General features: G+C 67.9%; 18 protein-coding genes. 9 read left to right on the top strand and 9 right to left on the bottom strand.

What is annotated here, in order from left to right; translation table 11 throughout:
• The first annotated feature begins 721 nt into the window (after positions 1-721).
• Entirely contained in the window at positions 722-1,126 is a 405-nt protein-coding gene (locus tag ACO2SS_RS12985; protein WP_423278083.1) for a hypothetical protein, read from the top strand.
• A 9-nt stretch (positions 1,127-1,135) separates the two neighbouring features.
• On the opposite strand, the gene ACO2SS_RS12980 is transcribed toward ACO2SS_RS12985, so the two are convergent.
• Complete coding sequence (locus tag ACO2SS_RS12980; protein ID WP_423278082.1) at positions 1,136-2,080, bottom strand: acetamidase/formamidase family protein; 945 nt, start codon at positions 2,078-2,080, stop codon at positions 1,136-1,138.
• A 166-nt stretch (positions 2,081-2,246) separates the two neighbouring features.
• Here ACO2SS_RS12980 and ACO2SS_RS12975 point away from each other — a divergent pair, with 166 nt between their 5' ends.
• The 3 genes from ACO2SS_RS12975 to ACO2SS_RS12965 are packed head-to-tail and all read left to right on the top strand — an operon-like array spanning position 2,247 to position 5,052.
• Positions 2,247-3,965 (top strand): ArnT family glycosyltransferase, encoded by a 1,719-nt coding sequence (locus ACO2SS_RS12975; protein ID WP_423278081.1) that lies wholly within the window; start codon positions 2,247-2,249, stop codon positions 3,963-3,965.
• Between the two features lie 41 nt (positions 3,966-4,006).
• Positions 4,007-4,726: a glycosyltransferase family 2 protein gene (locus tag ACO2SS_RS12970; RefSeq protein ID WP_423278096.1), complete on the top strand. Its 720-nt coding sequence runs from the start codon at positions 4,007-4,009 to the stop codon at positions 4,724-4,726.
• Complete coding sequence (locus ACO2SS_RS12965) at positions 4,726-5,052, top strand: lipid-A-disaccharide synthase N-terminal domain-containing protein (RefSeq protein ID WP_423278080.1); 327 nt, start codon at positions 4,726-4,728, stop codon at positions 5,050-5,052. The genes ACO2SS_RS12970 and ACO2SS_RS12965 overlap by 1 nt, the downstream gene beginning before the upstream one ends.
• A gap of 9 nt (positions 5,053-5,061) precedes the next feature.
• On the opposite strand, the gene ACO2SS_RS12960 is transcribed toward ACO2SS_RS12965, so the two are convergent.
• The 5 genes from ACO2SS_RS12960 to metC all read right to left on the bottom strand — a co-directional run bounded on the left by ACO2SS_RS12960 (position 5,062) and on the right by metC (position 9,174).
• Positions 5,062-5,367: a type II toxin-antitoxin system RelE/ParE family toxin gene (locus tag ACO2SS_RS12960; RefSeq protein WP_423278079.1), complete on the bottom strand. Its 306-nt coding sequence runs from the start codon at positions 5,365-5,367 to the stop codon at positions 5,062-5,064.
• The gene (locus ACO2SS_RS12955) at positions 5,357-5,644 is read right to left on the bottom strand and encodes a hypothetical protein (protein ID WP_423278078.1); all 288 of its coding nucleotides are present in this window, start codon (positions 5,642-5,644) and stop codon (positions 5,357-5,359) included. The genes ACO2SS_RS12960 and ACO2SS_RS12955 overlap by 11 nt, the downstream gene beginning before the upstream one ends.
• Before the next feature lie 58 nt (positions 5,645-5,702).
• Complete coding sequence (locus ACO2SS_RS12950) at positions 5,703-6,911, bottom strand: alpha-hydroxy acid oxidase (protein WP_423278095.1); 1,209 nt, start codon at positions 6,909-6,911, stop codon at positions 5,703-5,705.
• Positions 6,912-6,991: 80 nt separating this feature from the next.
• A complete protein-coding gene (locus tag ACO2SS_RS12945) occupies positions 6,992-7,987 on the bottom strand; it encodes a DUF4424 domain-containing protein (RefSeq protein WP_423278077.1) in 996 nt (331 codons plus the stop codon).
• Positions 7,984-9,174: a cystathionine beta-lyase gene (gene metC / locus ACO2SS_RS12940; protein WP_423278094.1), complete on the bottom strand. Its 1,191-nt coding sequence runs from the start codon at positions 9,172-9,174 to the stop codon at positions 7,984-7,986. Before metC ends, ACO2SS_RS12945 begins: the two co-directional genes overlap by 4 nt.
• A 185-nt stretch (positions 9,175-9,359) precedes the next feature.
• Between metC and ACO2SS_RS12935 the strand changes: the two genes are divergently transcribed.
• The 5 genes from ACO2SS_RS12935 (at position 9,360) to ACO2SS_RS12915 (ending at position 15,068) form a co-directional block, all read left to right on the top strand.
• Positions 9,360-10,394, top strand: coding sequence for an amino acid ABC transporter substrate-binding protein (locus ACO2SS_RS12935; RefSeq protein ID WP_423278076.1), 1,035 nt, complete (start codon positions 9,360-9,362; stop codon positions 10,392-10,394).
• A 104-nt stretch (positions 10,395-10,498) separates the two neighbouring features.
• Positions 10,499-11,698: an amino acid ABC transporter permease gene (locus tag ACO2SS_RS12930; RefSeq protein WP_423278075.1), complete on the top strand. Its 1,200-nt coding sequence runs from the start codon at positions 10,499-10,501 to the stop codon at positions 11,696-11,698.
• Between the two features lie 2 nt (positions 11,699-11,700).
• Positions 11,701-12,861 carry an amino acid ABC transporter permease gene (locus ACO2SS_RS12925; protein ID WP_423278074.1) on the top strand — a complete coding sequence of 387 codons (1,161 nt, stop codon included), beginning with the start codon at positions 11,701-11,703 and terminating at the stop codon, positions 12,859-12,861.
• Between the two features lie 35 nt (positions 12,862-12,896).
• On the top strand, positions 12,897-13,649 hold the full coding sequence (locus ACO2SS_RS12920; RefSeq protein WP_423278073.1) for an amino acid ABC transporter ATP-binding protein: 753 nt from the start codon (positions 12,897-12,899) through the stop codon (positions 13,647-13,649).
• A 120-nt stretch (positions 13,650-13,769) separates the two neighbouring features.
• Complete coding sequence (locus ACO2SS_RS12915) at positions 13,770-15,068, top strand: YbfB/YjiJ family MFS transporter (RefSeq protein WP_423278072.1); 1,299 nt, start codon at positions 13,770-13,772, stop codon at positions 15,066-15,068.
• Between the two features lie 39 nt (positions 15,069-15,107).
• Here the strand turns inward: ACO2SS_RS12915 and sseA are convergent, their stop codons facing one another.
• The 3 genes from sseA to ACO2SS_RS12900 form a co-directional block, all read right to left on the bottom strand.
• Entirely contained in the window at positions 15,108-15,956 is an 849-nt protein-coding gene (gene sseA / locus ACO2SS_RS12910) for a 3-mercaptopyruvate sulfurtransferase (protein ID WP_423278071.1), read from the bottom strand.
• A gap of 85 nt (positions 15,957-16,041) precedes the next feature.
• A complete protein-coding gene (locus ACO2SS_RS12905; RefSeq protein ID WP_423278070.1) occupies positions 16,042-16,752 on the bottom strand; it encodes an alanyl-tRNA editing protein in 711 nt (236 codons plus the stop codon).
• The gene (locus ACO2SS_RS12900) at positions 16,752-17,597 is read right to left on the bottom strand and encodes a fumarylacetoacetate hydrolase family protein (RefSeq protein ID WP_423278069.1); all 846 of its coding nucleotides are present in this window, start codon (positions 17,595-17,597) and stop codon (positions 16,752-16,754) included. The genes ACO2SS_RS12905 and ACO2SS_RS12900 overlap by 1 nt, the downstream gene beginning before the upstream one ends.
• Between the last annotated feature and the right edge of the window lie 8 nt (positions 17,598-17,605).

Below are 17,605 nucleotides of genomic sequence, written 5' to 3'. Positions count from 1 at the left end.
CTTGCCGGTGACGCTCCTCACGCCCCTCACGGCGTTCGTCTCTCGGGCGCTGATCCCCCCTTCGTGGGTCCGCCGACGAGTCCCGATCGGCCGAGGGGGCCTGACGCGTCTCGGGGCTCCGCTGCGGCTCTGCCCGGCGAGGCTCCGCCGTTCCCGGCGCGGCTTCCGTTCGCGAGGGCGCGCCATCGCGGGATCCCGGCCCCCGTCCTTCGCTGGGCCCACGTTCGGCCGCTCCACGCTCGCTCGGCCCGCGATCGGGCCGCGGCACGGCGTCACGCTCCGGAGCGGCCTGACGGGCAGCAGGGGCTTCGCGGGTCTGAACGGGGCTCGGTGGCGCAGCCTGGCGCGGCGCTCCGGGCCCCCCTGGAGCTTCGCCTGATCCGCGTTCGCGCATCCCCGGACCACCGGCTCCCCCACCTGGTCCGCCGGGCCCTCGGTCCCCCCGTCCCGGTCCGGCGCCCGGCTCGGGAGCTTGGGCCAACTGGATTGGACGCAGCGCATGGGTCAGAACGGGCTCGACCGCCTGTGCGGCGCTCGCTGGCAGAACGATGCCGGCGAGCAGAATCGTCTTGAACTTCATCAACCTTGGTGTCTCGCCCTGGTTACAGGTCCGGGCTCAATCGCCGGGCAGTCGCCTTCGTTCCGATCACGGCCTTTGCCGAACCGCCGCCTCCGCGCCGCGTTGTGAATTCGACGGGGTGCCGGCGAGGAGACTGGCGCGATGGACGAGAGGGAGTGCCGGGGCGGGAATGCCAGCCCTGCCGACCGGGTGATTGATCTCGCAGATCGTATGCGGCTGCGCGACCAGCAGCGCGCGCGCCGCCGGGATCTCGAGCGGGCCGCCTACACGCTGTTCCTCGTCGTATCGCGGGCCCCGCAGATGCGAGACCATGCCCTCTTCTATGTCTTTCTCGAGGGAGCCCCCACCATGGTGGCGGCCGCGGCCTTCACGCGGGAGCACAGGAGCCTCTTCGGCCCGGATATCTCGATCATCGACCTCAGGCAGGGTTACGAGAACGCCATGGAGGTGGTCGAGACCGCGCGCCGCCTGCGGGACGCGGCGCCAGCCGCCATCGTGCTGGCGCCGAGCCTTGGGCTGGGCCCGCGCCTTGCCAGGAACGGCTGACCGCGTCCTTCAGCTCCGGCCGACGAGACAGGATTTCGGCAGCATGCAGTGTATGCCGTTGTTCCCGTTGACCATCTGCGTGACCCGGAGATCGGCAGCCAGGCTGCAGAGCATGTAGGCCTCCGCGCGGGTCAGGCCCGTGCGGGCCGCGATCAGACCGATCATCAGATCGAGCGCGATCCGCGCGCAATCGTCGAGATCCGGGTGGAAGGCCATCGTCATGACGTGGGTCGGCGTCTCGGCCATCGGCCACTCGAGCCTCAAGTCGTCCCGTACCGTGAGCGTGAAGGTGCCGATCAGGCCCGTCTCGATCGCCGTGATGCAGACCTCGCCATCGCCCTGGACGCCATGGCCGTCCCCGACGGAGAAATTCGCGCCGTCGACATGGATGGGGAGGTAAAGCGTCGTGCCGGCGACCAATTCCTTGTTGTCGAGATTGCCGCCGTTTCGCCGGGGCGGCAGCGTCGACACCATGCCCCAGCCCTCAGGCGGCGCGACGGCCATCACGCCGAAGAACGGCCTGAGCGGGAGTTCCAGTCCCCAGGGGAGGCGGCCCACCATCCGGTCCCGGTCGAGCGGGATATGGATCAGGTGGCGTTCGCTCAACTCGTCGGGGAGGACGCCCTTCAGGGGAGCCGCGAAGGTGTAGCCCCAGTCGTAGTGCAGCTCGATGGCGTCGATCCGGACCTCGAGCACCTGGCCGGCCTTGGCGCCTCGGATCGCGACGGGGCCGGTGCACATGTGGCCGGGGAGCCGGTTGGGAACTTCAGCCTGAACAGCCCTGAGACTCTCCGGTACTTGGAGCGGGGGAAGCGGCATTACGTCGGGGGCGCCTGAGACCGTCGAGATCGTGACCGTGTCGCCGGACGCAATCGTCAGCACCGGCGGGAGCGCTGCGTCGAAATAGCCCCAATGGACCGTTTCGGCCCCGGCCTCGATGCGATGATGCGCCATGTGACGGTCCTGCTCCGCTAGCTTCCGGCCTTACTGGCACGGGTTCGCCATTCGCCGCCATCCCGGCGCGAAGGTTTGACTTCGGACGGCGATTGCCCGACAGGGCGGCCCTGCCGAACAGCATAGCGGCGGGCGGATGCTGGCCGCCCGGCCGCATGAGGATTCCATGGCCGGCCTCGCCGCATCCCGCACAGCCCCAATCGATATCGGCCGCGAGCCCTCCTGGTCCGAGCGACTGCTCTCCTTCGTCGAGCGGAGTCATGGCCGGGCCTGCGCCGTGCTCTTGGCGCTGTCGCTCGCCTGCTTCCTGCCCGGCCTCGCGTCGCTCCAGCCGATGGACAGGGACGAGCCGCGCTTTGCCCAGGCGACGAAGCAGATGCTCGAGACGGGTGATTTCGTCGACATCCGGTTCCAGGACGAGGCGCGGTACAAGAAGCCGATCGGCATCCACTGGATGCAGGCGGCCGCCGTCTCGGCCGGCGAGGCGCTCGGGGTGCCGGCTGCCCGCACGACCATCTGGCTCTACCGCACCCCCTCGCTCCTCGGGGCGATCGGCGGGGTGCTGCTGACCTACTGGGCGGCGCTCGCCTTCGCGGGACGCCGCGAGGCCCTCCTGGCCGCCGCCTTCATGGCCTCCTCCGTCATCCTCATGGTGGAGGCGCGGCTCGCCAAGACCGACGCGATGCTGCTGGCCTGCTGCGTGGCCGCCATGGGGGCGCTGGCCCGGATGTGGCTGGCGCGGGGAATGGCGCGGCAGCCGACCCTCACGGTCATGATCTTCTGGGCCGCGGTCGCGCTCGGGATCCTGATCAAGGGCCCGATGGTGCTCATGTTCACCGGACTGGCTGCCGTCACCCTGTCCATCCGGGAGCGCTCGGTCGCATGGCTGCGGGGGCTGCGGCCCTGGCTGGGCCTGGCCATCATCGTGGTCGCCGTCCTGCCCTGGTTCGTGGCGATCGCCTGGAAGTCGGGCGGCGAGTTCTACCGCCTCGCCGTCGGCGACGACATGCTCGGCAAGGTATCGACCGGGCAGCAGAAGCACGGAGCACCGCCCGGCTTCTACCTCGTCGCCTATTTCGCAACCTTCTGGCCGGCGGCGCTCCTCGCCGCGATCGCGGCCCCCTTCGCCTGGATCCGTCGGCACGAGGATTGGGCGACATTCCTTCTCGCCTGGGTCGTTCCGGCCTGGGTGATCTTCGAGGCGGTCTCGACGAAGCTGCCGCACTACGTGATGCCGCTCTATCCCGCCCTCGCCATCCTGGCTGTCCGCGCGATGACGGAAGGCTATGTCGGGCCGCACCGGCCGGGCGCGAGGATCGCCTATCTCGCCATGCCCTTGATCCCGGTCGGCCTGACGGTAGGGCTTTGCTTCGGGACGTGGACGCTGGATCGCACGCTCCCGGTCGCCGGCCTGCCGTTCCTCCTGGCCGCCAGTGCGGTCGCGATCGCGTCCTGGGTGTATTTCGCCCGCGGCGAGGTGACCCGTGCGGCGATCGTGGGCGTGGCGGCTGCGCCGATCCTCGCGATAGGCGTTTTCGGCTTCACGCAGCCCGCCCTGCAGTCGCTGAAGCTCTCGCCCCGCCTCGCGGCGGCGGCGGAGGCGGCCCGCTGCCCGGGCGCGCCGGTTGCGACGCTCGGCTATCGCGAGCCGAGCCTCGTCTTCCTCGTCGGCACCTCGCTGGACATGGTCGAGACGGGCAAGGAGGCGGCCGATTTCCTCGCCCAACCGGGCTGCCGCGTGCTCTTCGTGGATAGCCGCTTCGAGCCCGCCTTCCGTGAGGCGCTGGGCGACCGGGCCACGCGCGAGCCGGTGAGCCGCGTCACTGGGTTCAACATCAACGGGGGGCGCCGGGCCGATATCGGCGTCTATCGGGCCGGCCAGTGATTGAGACCGTAACGACAACCGAGAAGGCGGCCGGAACCGGGATGCGGCCGCGCCTGTCGGTCGTGATCCCGGCCAAGAACGAGGCGGGCTCGATCGGACAGCAGCTTTCTGAGCTGGACACGGTTCTCGCCCCGCTGGCGCCCTTCGAGGTGGTCTACGTGGTGGACGGCTCGACGGACGAGAGCCTGCGCGAACTCGCCCGCGCCGACCGGGACTGGCTCCGAGTGATCGTGCACGAGGAGAGCTGCGGGAAGAGTGCCGCGATTCTCACCGGCGTGCGAGCCGCGCGGGCCGACGTGATCTCGACGCTCGACGGCGACGGCCAGAACGATCCGAAATACGTGCTCGATCTCGTGGCGGCCCTGGAGCGCGGCGGCCCGGGCGTCGGGCTCGCAGTCGGCCAGCGCACCCGCCGCGGCGACGGACGGTTCAAGAAGCTGCAGTCGCGGATCGCCAACAAGGTCCGCAGCGCCATCCTGAAGGACGATACGCGGGATACGGCCTGCGGGCACAAGGTGTTCCGCCGCGACGTCTTCCTGGCGCTGCCGTTCTTCGATTCCCTCCACCGCTTCCTGCCGGCGCTGGTGAAGCGCGAGGGCTACGGCGTCGTGCATGTCGATGTGGTCGACCGGCCGCGCACGGCCGGCACCTCGCATTACGGTTTCTTCGACCGCCTCTGGAGCGGCATCCTCGACCTCTTCGGCGTCTGGTGGCTCATCCGGCGCCGCAAGCGGGTGCCGCGGATCAGGTACGACGGCTGATGATCTTCCAACTCTCCGAGAACCTCAGCGAATACCTCTACGACGTCTTCGTCGCGAAGTTCGATCTGTGGGTGCTGTTCGGCCTCGTTGCCCAGATCGTCTTCGCGATGCGCTTCGTTGTGCAGTGGATCGCGAGCGAGCGGGCCGGCCGCAGCGTAATACCGGTCGCCTTCTGGTTCATCTCCCTCCTCGGGGGAGGTCTGACGCTGGTCTACGGGCTCGTCCGTCGCGAGCCGATCATCATTATCGGTCAGGTGCTGGCCGTCTTCATCTACGTCCGGAACCTGATGCTGATCTACAAGCCGCGGAAGGACGACGTGACGTAGCTTCAGGCGTCACCCGCGGAAGTCGGCAGGAAGATCTCTGCCGCGATAGGCAACCCTTGCGATCAGCACGTCCGTCGAGGTCACGTAGAACGCGATGCTGACGCGACGCTCGAAGCCGATGATGCGAAGTCCTGGGCGAAGCCGTGCCCGCAGCATTCCTCGTTCCGGAAAGTGAGAGAGGCGCTCGCAGGCTCCTCTGATACGTTCGACATAGCCCAGAGCCACGTCTGGATTCCCGGATTGTCGGGCAACGTATCGGTAGATCCGCTCCAGGTCCTGAAGAGCTCTGGCAGAGTATCGTACTCTATGCCGCACGGTTACGAGCGTCGAGCGTACGCCGATGCAAGTCGTCGATCCTGTCTACAACCTCCTCCGGCGACAGAAGCTGCGACGGGTCCCTCTCACATTCCTCGATCACCGGGAGCACCTCCCGGATCACCCACTCGTCTGACGGAATGAACACGTCGAGGCTCTCGAGTGCGGTCTTCACCGCCTCGCTCTCGCTCCCGTACTCGCCGCGAGCGACGCGGTCGTGCAATTCGCGGGCGAGCTCCGACGGCAACTCGATCGTGATCGTTTCCGTGTCACTCATCTCGCGGCTCCTCGCGCGAAACATGGATCCCGCTCGACCGAAAGCCAAGCTCCGCCTCTCAGGTCCTCGGCAACGCATAAGGGTTGCGGGCCAGGATTCGGGCGTCGACGTCGAGCACGTCCCGCAGGCCCGACATCGCCATCGAGACTTCCAACTCCTTGCGGATGATGTCGAGGGCGAGCGTGACGCCCTGTTCACCGAGAGCGCCCAGGCCGTACAGGAAGGCGCGGCCGATGAAGGTGCCCTTGGCTCCCAGCGCCAGCGCCTTCAGGACGTCCTGCCCTGACCTGATCCCGCCGTCGAACAGCACCTCCATCCGGCCGCCGACCGCCTCCACGATGGCGGGGAGCGCGGAGATGGATGAGAGGGCGCCATCCTGCTGCCGCCCGCCGTGGTTCGAGACGATCAGCGCGTCCGCGCCGCTCTGCACCGCCATCTCCGCGTCCTCCGGGTCGAGGATGCCCTTCAGGATCAGCTTGCCGCCCCAGCGGTCCTTGATGCGCTTCACGTCGTCCCAGTTGAGGCTGGGGTCGAATTGCTCCGCCGTCCAGGAGGACAGGGAGGAGAGGTCGCTGACGCCTTTCGCGTGCCCGACGATGTTCCGGAAGGTGCGCCGCTCGGTCCCCAGCATCGACACGCACCAATAGGGCTTCAGGGCGAGGTTGATCATGTTCCGGAGCGTCGGCTTCGGCGGGGTCGAGAGCCCGTTCTTGATGTCCTTGTGGCGCTGCCCGAGGATCTGGAGGTCGAGCGTGAGGACGAGGGCCGAGCACCCGGCCGCCTGCGCGCGGCCGATCAGCCGGTCGATGAAGTCCCGATCGCGCATGACGTAGAGCTGGAACCAGAAGGGATGGCCCGTCGCCTCCGCCACATCCTCGATGGAGCAGATGCTCATGGTGGAGAGCGTAAACGGCACGCCCGCCTTCGCGGCCGCTCGGGCCGCGAGTATCTCGCCATCGGCGTGCTGCATGCCGGTGAGGCCCGTAGGGGCGAGTGCCACCGGCATGGCGACCGGCTGGCCGATCATGGTGGAGGCCAGCGTGCGGTTGGTCATGTCCACCGCCACCCGCTGCCGGAGCTTGATGGCCGCGAAATCGGCGCTGTTGGCCCGGTACGTCCCCTCCGTGTAGGAGCCGGAATCGGCGTAGTCGTAGAACATCCGCGGCACACGCCGCTTTGCCAGGACCCGCAGATCCTCGATGCAGGTCACCGGAGAGGTTCGGGACAGGATCTTCGCCAGCCGCGACGGCGGCCGCGCGGTGGGCATCGTGGTGGCGTGGACGGACATGAGCGATCTTCCCGGTCTCTGCTTGTCGTCTTTATCGTCCCGCGAGGCGGGCCGTGTCTCTAGGGCGCGAGATCCCGTCCGATGATGAGGATCCCGAGATCCTCGGTGGGCGTGAAGTCGCGCTTCCTCATCTCGAAGCGGGTGGGCGAGATCTTGCGCACACCCTCGCCGCAGAAGCTGACGAGGTTCGACGGGTTTCCCTTGTCCACGACGAGCCGGAACTCCCCGATGGGGCCGGCCCAGTTCGCCCCGGTCTTGAGGACGTAGGAGATGCGCGCCTCCTGCGGGTGGCTGCTCGCGACGCGGCGGGCGGCGGAGAGGAAGTCGGCATCCATGCAGTAGCTCGCCTGGTAGCGCGCGAAGTCCGCCTCCCGCCGGAACTCGGGGAAGGCCAACGGCGTCACGACGGAGTACCCGACCACGGGCCTGTAGCTGTGCTCGACCGTGATCTCCCGCCCGGCCGGAAACGTCTGCCGCCAGTGATAGGTGGTCTTGAGCGTCCAGCGCGGCACGGCGTGGTCTTTCATGCCCTGACCGGTGTCGTCGTAGCTCTCGATCTCCACGAGGCCGAGCTCGACCAGCTCCTTCCAGCGCTCGCGGGGGAGCGCGTCGAGCGCCCGCTGGGTCTCCCGCGAGAGCGGATGGAGCGGGATCCCGTGCTGGCGCAGCCTGTCCGTCCGGTCGATCCCCGCCGCGAGGACGCGGCGCTCGACCTCCGTGGCGACCGGCGCGCCGTTCACCCGGGTCGCGAAGCCGACGAAATTGTCGCTCTCCGCCTCCGGCAGGGAAATGTTGGCGTCGGGCGCGCCCGTGAGATCCGGAAGGGGGAACGCTACGACCGTGGAGATGTCGCGGGGCGCCGTGTTCAGGAACCGATATCCGACCCGGATCTCGCGCGCCGAGACATAGAGGTCTTCCGATACCATGCGGATATCGGCGCTTGTTGAGAGGACGAGCCCGCCCGCCGACAGCTCGGCGGTCGAATCGTTTGCAGCCGCACCCGCGGCCCAGCCGAGAAGGGCGGCGAGGCAGGCGACGGCTGCGAGCCGCATCATGCCGTCGCCCGCAGCCGGTCGAAGCCCGCCTCGAGGTCGGCCTTCAGGTCGTCGAGATCCTCCAGGCCGATATGGAAGCGGAGCGCCGGCCCTTCGGCCTCCCAACGGGTCGCGGTCCGGTAGGCGCGCGGATCGAACGGCAGGACAAGGCTCTCGAAACCACCCCAGGACGCCCCGATGCCGAAGAGCTCGAGCCCGTCCACCATGGCGGCGAGCGCTTCGCGGCTTGCGGGGTTCAGGATGATCGAGAACAGCCCCGAGGACCCCTTGAAGTCACGCTTCCAGATCGCGTGGCCGGGGTCGGTCTCGAGGGCTGGGTGAAGCACGCGCGCCACTTCGGGACGGGCCTCGAACCAGCGTGCCATCTCCAGTGCCTGGCGCTCGTGCTCCTTCAGCCGCAGGGCCATCGTCCGCAGTCCGCGCAGGCCCAGGAACGCGTCCTCCGGCCCCGCGCACATGGCAAAGGCGCTGGCGGTGTCGCGCAGGCGCTTGGCCCAGGTCTCGTTTGCGGAAGTGAGGCCGATCAGCAGGTCCGAGCCGCCGGACAGGTACTTGGTGCCGGCCTCGATGCAGATGTCCACACCGTTCTCGTGCGGCGGGAAGAAGAGGGGGGTGGCCCAGGTGTTGTCCATGAGCACGACCGCGTCCCGGGCATGCGCGACCGCCGCGATGGCAGGAATGTCCTGCATCTCGAAGGTCTGCGAGCCGGGCGCCTCCGTGAAGACGACCGTCGTGTTGGGCCGGAACAACTCCCGGATATCCTCGCCCAGGAGCGGGTCGTAATAGGTGGTCTCGATCCCGAGCCGCCGCAGCACGGTGTCGCAGAAGTTCCGGGTCGGCCGATACACCGAGTCCGGCACCAGGATGTGCGTCCCCGCCTCGCACACCGTCATGAGGGCAAGCGTGATGGCGGCGAGGCCCGAAGGGGTCAGGACGGTTTCGGCTGCGCCGGCGAGGCCCGACCAGGCGGTCTCGAGCGACCGGATGGTCGGCGTGCCCTGCGTGCCGTAGGTGAATTTCGTGTTTCGGCGGTGGAGGAACTCGTCCACGTTCGGGTAGAGCACCGTCGAGCCGCGATAGATCGGCGTGTTGACGAAGCCGTGCTGCTCGAACGGGTCACGTCCCGCGTGGACGAGTCGCGTGCGCTCGCGGAAACGGTCGAGATGAGCGGAGGGGTGCTGGGCCATCACCCCGGTCATGGCCGGGTCGGCTTTGCCGCGTCAAGCGAAGGTTGCATTGTGCCTCACTTGACCGGATGAGTGTTGTCCAATTCGATGGCATCAAAGCTGCAGTGGGTGGGCGGCCGCTTTCCGAATGCGCTCGGAATGAAACCTGCGCACAACCGGCACTTCAGAGTGGAGAACTTTCGAACATGACATCGAGACTTGCGACCCTCGCGCTCGGGCTCGCCGTTGGGCTCGCCGGGGTTGGTCTGGGCGCCGCCGACGCGTCGGCCCAGGCCACGCTGAACAACATCAAGCAGAAGGGCTTCCTGCAGTGCGGCTCGAACACGGGCCTTGCCGGCTTCGGCGTGCCCGACGCGCAGGGCAACTGGTCGGGCCTCGACGTCGATTACTGCCGCGCCCTGGCGGCCGCGATCTTCAACGACCCGACCAAGGTCCGCTTTACGCCGCTGGCGGCCAAGGACCGTTTCACTGCGCTCCAGTCGGGTGAGGTGGATGTCCTGATCCGGAACACGACCTGGACGATGTCGCGCGACACGGCGCTCGGCCTGACCTTCGCGGGCGTCAACTACTATGACGGCCAGGGCTTCATGGTCCGCAAGAAGCTCGGCGTGGCCTCGGCCAAGGAGCTGAACGGCGCCTCGATCTGCACGCAGCAGGGCACGACGACCGAGCTGAACCTCGCCGACTACTTCCGCGCCAACAACATGAAGTACGAGGTCGTGGCCTTCGCCACCTCGGACGAGACGTTCAAGGCCTACGATACCGGGCGCTGCGACGCCTTCACGACGGACGCCTCGGGTCTCTATGCGGAGCGCCTGCGCGCCTCGGCGCCGGACGACCACATCGTCCTGCCGGAGATCATCTCCAAGGAGCCGCTCGGCCCGGCCGTCCGAAAGGGCGACGCGCAATGGGCGGACGTCGTGAAGTGGACGCACAACGCGCTTCTGGCCGCCGAGGAGCTCGGCGTGACGAAGGCGAATGTCGACCAGATGACGAAGTCGGACAACCCGGAGATCAAGCGACTCCTCGGCACCGAAGGGTCCTTCGGCGAGTCGGTCGGGCTGACGAAGGATTGGGCTGTCCGGATCATCAAGGGCGTCGGCAACTACGGCGAGATCTTCGACCGGAATGTCGGCGAGGGTTCGCGCCTCAAGATCAAGCGCGGCCTGAACGCCCTCTGGAACAAGGGCGGGCTGCAGTTCGCTCCGCCGATCCGCTGATCGAAACCGGGGCGCTCCGATCCGGGGCGCCCCTTGCTCAGGCCCGGTCCTTGCGTCTCCTCGCGAGCTGGTACTGAGCCAAGAAGCCGGCCGGAGAACAGGCTTTGTCGAGCATAGCCAGGGCCCCCGAGCCCGCCAGAGCGTCCTTCCTGAACGATCCCAGGGTCCGCGGGATCGCCTACCAGGTCATCCTGGTCATCGTGGTCGTCGGCCTGATCTGGATGGCGGCGTCCAACGCCATCGAGAATCTCCGGGCAGCCAAGATCGCGTCCGGCTTCGGGTTCCTGGAATCGACCTCCGGCTTCGACATCAGCCAGACCCTGATTCCCTACTCGGCGAGTTCGACCTACGGCCGGGCCTTCGTGGTCGGGCTCCTGAACACGCTCCTCGTCGCCGCGATCGGGATTGTGCTTGCGACCATTCTCGGCTTCGTCATCGGCGTCGCGCGGCTGTCCTCCAACTGGATCGTGGCCCGGGCCGCGACGGTGTATGTCGAGGTGGTCCGGAACCTGCCGCTGCTGCTGCAGCTCCTGTTCTGGTACATCGCCGTGCTGCGGTCGTTGCCCGATCCCCGCAATTCGGTTGCGGTCGGCGGCAGTGTCTTCCTCAACAACCGCGGTCTCTACATCCCGAAGCCGCTCTTCGCGAACGATGTCTGGGTCGTGCTCGCCGCGCTCGGGATCGGCGTTGCGGCCGCGGTCGTGTACGCGATCCAGGCCCACCGGAAGCAGGCCGCGACCGGCCAGCAATCGCCGGTGATCCGTGCCACGCTCGGCTTCGTCCTGGGGCTGCCGCTCCTCGCCTGGGCCGTGCTGGCGCTCGTCGCCGTCAACCCGATCTCCTTCGATTTCCCGATCAAGGGCACCTTCAACCTGCGGGGCGGACTCCAGGTCTTCCCTGAACTCGTCGCGCTCACGCTCGGGCTCACCGTCTACACGGCGGCCTTCATTGCCGAGATCGTGCGGGCGGGCATCCTGGCCGTGTCCAGGGGGCAGACCGAGGCGGCCTATGCGCTGGGGCTCGCACCGGGGCAGACGCTTCGGCTCGTGGTCATCCCGCAAGCCATGCGGGTGATCATTCCACCGCTCACGAGCCAGTACCTGAACCTGACGAAGAACTCCTCGCTCGCCGTCGTGATCGGCTACCCGGACCTCGTCCAGGTGTTCATGGGCACCGTGCTCAACCAGACCGGCCAGGCGATCGAGTGCGTGGCGATCACGATGGCGGTCTACCTGACCATATCGATCGCGACTGCGAGCTTCATGAACTGGTACAATGCCCGCAAGGCGCTGGTGGAGCGCTAGCCATGGCCGTTCAATCGCTCTCCGGGCCCTCCCTCTCCTACGTCCAGACGCGGCAGAGCGAAGCCCTGCCGCCGCCTAATCTCGTCCGCGGACCGCTCGCCTGGGCGAGGCAGAACATGTTCTCGTCGGTCACGAATACGGTCCTGACGCTCGTCGTCCTGTTCCTGCTCTACCAGGTCGTCCCGCCGCTGGTTCGCTTCCTGTTCATCGATGCGGTCTGGACCGGCGCTGACCGGGCTGCCTGCCGGGAGGACATGGCGGGCAGGCCGATCGGGGCCTGCTGGGCCTTCGTGGTCGACCGCATCGGCTACTTCACCTACGGGGCCTATCCGGTCGATCAGCGCTGGCGCGTGGATATCTGGTTCGCGATGCTGGCTTTCGGCCTGGGGTGGCTGCTCTGGCTGAAGGCGCCACGGCGCGATCTCGGCGCCGTCTATTTCTTCCTCGTCTTCCCCATCGCGTCGTTCGTCCTCCTCGCGGGATGGCGCGCCATCGGCCTCGAGCCCGTCGCGACCGCATTCTGGGGCGGGATCCTGGTGACCCTGCTGGTCTCGGTCGTAGGCATCGTGTTCTCGCTGCCCTTCGGCATCCTGTTGGCGCTCGGCCGGCGCTCGAAGCTCCCCCTGGTGCGGCTCGCCTCGGTGATCTTCATCGAGGTGATCCGCGGGGTGCCGCTCATCACCGTGCTCATCATGGCGAACACGATGCTGCCGCTCTTCCTGCCGGCCGGCATGACGGTGGACAGGCTGCTGCGGCCGCTGGTCGGCGTGGCGATCTTCGCCTCCGCCTACATGGCGGAAGTGGTGCGCGGTGGCCTGCAGGCGGTGCCGAAGGGCCAGTACGAGGGCGCGATGTCGCTCGGCCTCGGCTACTGGAAGATGATGTTCTTCATCGTCCTGCCGCAGGCGCTGAGGATCGTGATCCCGGGGATCGTGAACACCTTCATCGGCCTCTTCAAGGACACGAGCCTCGTCTACGTGATCGGCGTCTTCGACCTGATGAAGACGATCGAATCCGCCCGCATCGACCCGCAATGGGCAGCGCCGACCGTGTCCAACACGGGCTACGCTTTCGCGGCGCTCTTCTACTTTCTGTGCTGTTTCGGGATGTCGCGCTACTCGCTCATGGTCGAGCGACGGCTCGCGGCTGGACAAAGACGGTGACCCTCATGGCGGCCATGGCCCAACAATCATCCACAATGGCGAAACCCGCGGCGGGCGAGCCGATCGTCCAACTGCTCGGCGTCAACAAGTGGTACGGCGAGTTTCACGTCCTGCGCGATATCAACCTCTCCGTGGGAAGGGGTGAGCGCATCGTCATCTGCGGGCCCTCGGGGTCCGGCAAGTCGACGATGATCCGCTGCATCAACCGCCTGGAAGAGCACCAGAAGGGCCGCATCATCGTCGACGGGACGGAACTCACGAACGATCTGAAGAAGATCGACGAGATCCGCCGCGAAGTCGGCATGGTGTTCCAGCACTTCAATCTGTTTCCGCACCTGACGATCCTGGAGAACTGCACGCTCGCCCCGATCTGGGTGAAGAAGATGGCGAAGAAGGACGCGGAAGAGGTCGCCATGAAATATCTCACCCGCGTCAAGATCCCCGAACAGGCCAACAAGTATCCGGGCCAGCTCTCGGGCGGCCAGCAGCAGCGCGTCGCCATTGCGCGTTCTCTCTGCATGAGCCCGAAGATCATGCTGTTCGACGAGCCGACCTCCGCTCTGGATCCCGAGATGGTCAAGGAGGTGCTCGACACCATGGTCGGCCTCGCCGAGGAGGGGATGACCATGCTCTGCGTCACGCACGAGATGGGCTTCGCCCGGCAGGTCGCGAACCGCGTCATCTTCATGGATGCGGGCCAGATCGTCGAAGCGAACGAGCCGAACGAGTTCTTCCGCAACCCGCAGCACGAGCGCACGAAGCTCTTCCTGAGCCAGATCCTGCACTAGGGCGGGGCTTACGCCTGAAATGCGGATCCCGTCGGCCGCCATGAGCGCGAAACAGAGCCATCCGATCCTGCCATCCGCCGCGATCGAAACGCGAGCGGCACGGTTCGGAGGCTCTGATCCATGGCCGATTCCGCCGAGGGACAGCCCGCCGCGGGGATTGTGGAGCCCCGGGCCGGGGTCCGGATACTAGGCAGCGGCTTCCAGCCGAGCCTCGGCGGCGCTCGCCCGACCATGTTGGCGGAGGCTCGCCTGCCACGTCGCCTGATCGCATGGGCCTTCCTGGCGATGGCGCTCGATATCGGCGTCGCGCGCATCAGCTTCGGGACGGTCCTGCCGGCGCTTCGGCGCGACCTCGACCTGACCTTCTTTGCGGGCGGCGCGCTGAGTGCGGCGAACCTCGCCGCCTATCTCGCCGGGACGCTCCTGGCGCCCTATTTCGGGCGCTATGCCTCCATGTCGGCGCTGGCCCGCTGGGGGCATGTCGTCTTCGCGTTCGGCGCGCTGGCGAACGGGCTGGCGAGCGACATCCCGACGCTCGCGGTCGGCAGGGTGCTCACCGGGCTCGGCGCTGGCGTCGGGCTTCTCGCCCTGTTCGTGGTCGTATTCGAGCGGACGCGTCCGGATTTGCGCCCCGTTGTGAGCACTGCCGTCTGGGCGGGGATCGGGACCGCCATCATCGCAAGCGGGCTCTCGGCTCCCTTCCTGCTCCACGAGCCGGGAGATTGGCGCTGGGCGTTCTGCCTGCCCGCGCTCCTGGCCCTCCTCGTTGCCTGGGAGGTCGGGCGCGGTCATCGAATCGGTACCACCGCCGGAAGGCCGAGGCAGGGCCACACGGATTCCACCTCGCCCGCCAGCAGACCGTGGCCATCCTGGCTCGGCCTGTTCGGCGCCTACTTCATGTTCGGCGTCGGCTACATCGCGTATTCCACCTTCGTGGGCGGCCGGCTTGCCCAGGCGAACGCCCCGATGGCCACGGTCGTGGCGTCGTGGGTCACCCTGGGGCTCGGCTCGATCGCCGGCTCGATCCTCGGGGCGGCGATCCTCTGGTCGCGCGCTTGGAAGCCGTTTGCGCTGATCCTGGCCAGTCTTGCCGGGGCGGCAGGCTCGGCGGCTGCGATCGCGCCGGGGGGCGTCGCGCCGCTCGCGGGTGCGCTCCTGGTCGGCCTCGGCCTCGCTTCCACGCCCGCGATCGTCACCGCCTATGTCAGGGAGCGCACGAGCGATGCAGCCTACGCCCGCCTGTTCAGCCTGGCGACCGCCTCCCTCGGGGTCGGGCAACTCGTCGGGCCGGTCATCGCAGGCGCGCTCGCGGATGGCGTCGGTCCCGATGCCGTGATGGTCTTCGCGAGCGCCGCCTACGCGATCGGGGCCGTGTGTGCCGTCGCCGACATGCTGACGGTGCGCACCAACCCTGCCTGATACAGGGTCACGGGCGGCATCCAGGTGAGCGGGCGGCGCTCAGGCCGGGCCGGTGGCGACGGGAGTATCGTCCCGGGAGCCCCATTCGGCCCAAGACCCATCGTAGAGGGCGGGAGCCGGCCGGCCGGTCTGCTCGATCGCAAGCACCAGGATGGCGGCCGTGACGCCCGAACCGCAGGTCGTCACGATCGGCTGGGATCCGTCGACGCCGGCCGCAGCGAGCACCGCTTCGATGTCCGCCGCATCGGCGATGCGTCCCTCGCGAAGGAGGTTTCCGTAATAAAGGTTGCGGGCGCTCGGCATGTGGCCCGAGCGCAGGCCCGGCCGGTACTCGGGTTCCTCCCCGGAGAAACGGGCGGGCGACCTCGCATCGAGGACGAGGGCGGTGCCCTCCGCGAGCGCACGCGCGACATCCTCGCGGCTCGCGACCGCGCTTTCGTCGTAGCGTGGCGTGAACTCGACGGGATCGCGCGGCTCCGGCTCGCCGCGCTCTACCGGAAAGCCGGCTTCCCGCCAGGCCGGAAGGCCGCCATCCAGCACGGCGACCCGAGGCGCGCCGAAGGTCCGGAACGTCCAGGCGACGCGCGGGGCCGCAAACAGGCCCAGCCCGTCATAGACCACGATCGTGTGCTGGTCGGAGATGCCCATCGCGCCGACCGCGGCCGCGAACTCGTCGGGCTCCGGCAGCATGTGCGGGAGGGGCGACGACCTGTCCTTCACGGTATCGATGTCGAACCGGATCGCACCCGGAACATGCGCCTCCAGGTACTCGGCATCTGCGTCGCGCCCCTGCGTCGGCAGGTAATAGGATCCGTCCAGCACGACCACGCTCGGGTCGCCGAAGCGCTCCGCAAGCCATTGCGGGGAAACGATGTCGATCCTGGCCATGTTGTGCTCCTGCCCCGCTTGTCCGCGAGGCGCTGCTTCCGGATTGGGGCCGGCGGGCCTAAGGCCCGACCGTGACGCGCAGAACTCAGCCCAGCCGAATCCGGACGCGGCGGTTCTGCTTGCCCTTCTTCTCGATGTCGCTGACGACGACTTGCCCGATCTCGCCCGTGCGCCGGACATGGGTGCCGCCGCAGGGCTGGAGGTCGATGCCGTCGATCTCGACGAGGCGCACGCGGCCGGATCCGCGGGGCGGCTTCACGGACATGGTCTTCACCAGCCCGGGATTGGCATCGAGTTCCTCGTCCGTGATCCAGCGGAACGAGACCGGCGCATCGCGGTCGACGAGCGCATGCAACTTCTCGGTCAATTCGGCCTTGTCGAGCCCAGCTTCCTGGATGTCGAAGTCGAGCCGGCCATCGCCGTCGCCGATCGACCCGCCGGTGACCGGGTAGGGCAGGACCACGCTGAGGAGGTGCAGGGCGGTATGCACCCGCATGCGGGGAAATCGCCTCTCCCAATCGAGCTCGGCCGTGACCTGCTCCCCGACCTGCAGCGGCGCCTGGTCCGGCGCCGGGACGTGCACGATGCTCGCCCGGTCCGGCCCGTAGACGGTGTTCGCAACCTGGATCGCGGAGCCATCCTGGCGAAGGAGCCGGCCGACATCGCCGGGCTGGCCCCCGCCCTGCGCGTAGAAGACGGTCCGGTCGAGCACGACGCCGCCCTCGGGCGTCACGGCGATGACGGTGGCGGGGGCGGCGCGAAGGTAAGCGTCGTCCCGAAACAGCGGTTCGGTCATCAGGCCTGGAATGCCTTTATGTTCTGGCGTTGCTCGCCGAGTTTCTCGATCCCGAGCGTCACGACGTCGCCCGGCTTCAGGTAGCGCGGCGGCTTCATGCCGAGGCCCACGCCCGGAGGCGTGCCGGTCGTGATCACGTCGCCCGGCTCGAGTGTCATGAACTGCGAGCAATAGGAGACGATCTGCGCGCAGTCGAAGATCATCGTGTTGGTGTTCCCCGTCTGCATCCGCTCGCCATTCACGTCGAGCCACATGGCGAGGTTCTGCACGTCCGGGATCTCGTCCGGAGTGACCAGCCAGGGGCCGAGCGGGCCGAAGGTCGGGCAGCCCTTCCCCTTCATCCACTGGCCCGACCGTTCCAACTGGAATTCGCGCTCGGAGACGTCGTTGCAGACCGTGTAGCCAGCGACATGGCTCAGCGCCTCGTCCGCTCCGACATAGGAGGCGCGCCGTCCGATCACGATCGCGATCTCGATCTCCCAGTCCGTCTTGCCGGACCCTTTCGGGATGATCACGTCGTCGTTCGGCCCAACGATGCAGGACGGCGCCTTCGAGAACAGGATCGGCTCGGCAGGAATGGGCTGTCCGGCCTCCGCGGCGTGATCGGCATAGTTGAGGCCGACGGCGATGAAATGGCCGACCCGTGCCACCGGGCAGCCGAGGCGCGTGCCCGCCGGGACGGCAGGGAGGCTCGACGGGTCGAGGCCACGCAGGGCCGAGAAGCCTGAGGAGAGCGCCTCCGCGTCGATGTCCCGGATCTTGCCCGAGAGATCCCGGATCGAACCGTCCGAAGCCACAAGCCCCGGCTTTTCCCGACCGGCCTCTCCGTAGCGCACAAGCTTCATCGACAATC

Source organism: Enterovirga sp. CN4-39 (assembly GCF_049446235.1).
Lineage (GTDB): Bacteria > Pseudomonadota > Alphaproteobacteria > Rhizobiales > Beijerinckiaceae > Enterovirga.
This window is presented reverse-complemented; position numbering and strand designations above follow the sequence as displayed.

Excerpts from the sequence above, each read along its gene's own strand:
- ACO2SS_RS12985 (WP_423278083.1), top strand. The coding sequence starts at position 722 with ATGGACGAGAGGGAGTGCCGGGGCGGGAATGCCAGCCCTGCCGACCGG.
- ACO2SS_RS12980 (WP_423278082.1), bottom strand. The coding sequence starts at position 2,080 with ATGGCGCATCATCGCATCGAGGCCGGGGCCGAAACGGTCCATTGGGGC.
- ACO2SS_RS12975 (WP_423278081.1), top strand. The coding sequence starts at position 2,247 with ATGGCCGGCCTCGCCGCATCCCGCACAGCCCCAATCGATATCGGCCGC.
- ACO2SS_RS12970 (WP_423278096.1), top strand. The coding sequence starts at position 4,007 with ATGCGGCCGCGCCTGTCGGTCGTGATCCCGGCCAAGAACGAGGCGGGC.
- ACO2SS_RS12965 (WP_423278080.1), top strand. The coding sequence starts at position 4,726 with ATGATCTTCCAACTCTCCGAGAACCTCAGCGAATACCTCTACGACGTC.
- ACO2SS_RS12955 (WP_423278078.1), bottom strand. The coding sequence starts at position 5,644 with ATGAGTGACACGGAAACGATCACGATCGAGTTGCCGTCGGAGCTCGCC.
- ACO2SS_RS12950 (WP_423278095.1), bottom strand. The coding sequence starts at position 6,911 with ATGCCCACCGCGCGGCCGCCGTCGCGGCTGGCGAAGATCCTGTCCCGA.
- ACO2SS_RS12945 (WP_423278077.1), bottom strand. The coding sequence starts at position 7,987 with ATGATGCGGCTCGCAGCCGTCGCCTGCCTCGCCGCCCTTCTCGGCTGG.
- metC (WP_423278094.1), bottom strand. The coding sequence starts at position 9,174 with ATGGCCCAGCACCCCTCCGCTCATCTCGACCGTTTCCGCGAGCGCACG.
- ACO2SS_RS12935 (WP_423278076.1), top strand. The coding sequence starts at position 9,360 with ATGACATCGAGACTTGCGACCCTCGCGCTCGGGCTCGCCGTTGGGCTC.
- ACO2SS_RS12925 (WP_423278074.1), top strand. The coding sequence starts at position 11,701 with ATGGCCGTTCAATCGCTCTCCGGGCCCTCCCTCTCCTACGTCCAGACG.
- ACO2SS_RS12920 (WP_423278073.1), top strand. The coding sequence starts at position 12,897 with ATGGCGAAACCCGCGGCGGGCGAGCCGATCGTCCAACTGCTCGGCGTC.
- ACO2SS_RS12915 (WP_423278072.1), top strand. The coding sequence starts at position 13,770 with ATGGCCGATTCCGCCGAGGGACAGCCCGCCGCGGGGATTGTGGAGCCC.
- sseA (WP_423278071.1), bottom strand. The coding sequence starts at position 15,956 with ATGGCCAGGATCGACATCGTTTCCCCGCAATGGCTTGCGGAGCGCTTC.
- ACO2SS_RS12905 (WP_423278070.1), bottom strand. The coding sequence starts at position 16,752 with ATGACCGAACCGCTGTTTCGGGACGACGCTTACCTTCGCGCCGCCCCC.
- ACO2SS_RS12900 (WP_423278069.1), bottom strand. The coding sequence starts at position 17,597 with ATGAAGCTTGTGCGCTACGGAGAGGCCGGTCGGGAAAAGCCGGGGCTT.